This is a genomic window from Streptosporangium sp. H16 (assembly GCF_051918855.1).
Taxonomy (GTDB): domain Bacteria; phylum Actinomycetota; class Actinomycetes; order Streptosporangiales; family Streptosporangiaceae; genus Streptosporangium.
This window is the reverse complement of the sequence record NZ_JBPXMD010000120.1, coordinates 1-926: the sequence shown is the minus strand read 5'-3', so window position 1 is coordinate 926 and position 926 is coordinate 1. Positions and strand designations below refer to the sequence as shown.

Below are 926 nucleotides of genomic sequence, written 5' to 3'. Positions count from 1 at the left end.
TGGATGATCGGCGCCGGTGAGCAGATCTTCGGCATGACCCCCTTCGGGTGGAGGTTCGCCGGGGCGGTGGTCGGGGTGTTGTCGATCCTGATCCTGGCCCGGGTGGCCCGCCGGATGACCCGCTCGACCATGCTGGGCTGCCTGGCCGGGCTGCTGCTCGCGCTGGACGGCCTGCACTTCGTGCTGTCGCGTACGGCGTTGCTGGACATCTTCCTGATGTTCTGGGTGCTGGCCGGTTTCGCCTGCCTGGTGGTCGATCGTGACCGGGCGCGGGAGCGGCTGGTGACCTGGTACGAGACCTCGCCGCTGAGTGACCAGGGGCCGGGGCTGGGGGTGCGGCCGTGGCGGATCGCCGCCGGGTTGTGCCTGGGCGCGGCCTGCGCGGTGAAGTGGTCGGGGGTGTTCTTCCTGGTCGCCTTCGCGGTGATGTCCCTGGTCTGGGACGCCGGGGCCCGCCGCGCGATCGGCCTGCGCAAGCCGTACGCCGGAACCTTCGGCAAGGACCTGCCGAGCGCCCTGGCGGCGATGGCCCTGCTGCCCGCGGTGACCTACGTCGTCTCGTGGGCCGGCTGGTTCGCCTCGCCGCTGGGCTGGGGCCGCAACTGGGCGCAGGCGACCTCGCAGGGCCCGGGGTTCTTCGTCTTCGACTCGCTGCGGTCGTGGCTGAGCTACCACTTCCAGGTGCTGGGCTTCCACAGCGGGCTGTCGACCCCGCACAACTACCAGTCCGACCCCTGGAGCTGGCCGCTGCTGCTGCGCCCGGTGGCGTTCCACTATCCGCCGAACAAGACCGGGTGCGGCGCCGACAGCTGCGCCGAGGCGGTGCTCGGGGTCGGTACCCCGGTCATCTGGTACGGGGGTCTCGCCGCCCTCATCGCCATGATCGCCTGGTACGTCGCCACCCGCGACTGGCGCGCCGGGACCGT

At 71.6% G+C, this 926-nt stretch carries 1 protein-coding gene; it reads left to right on the top strand.

The annotated features are described in order from the left end of the window. Positions 1 to 926: dolichyl-phosphate-mannose--protein mannosyltransferase (locus tag ACTOQ2_RS43940; RefSeq protein ID WP_440107984.1), on the top strand; the 926-nt coding region annotated here is incomplete at both ends.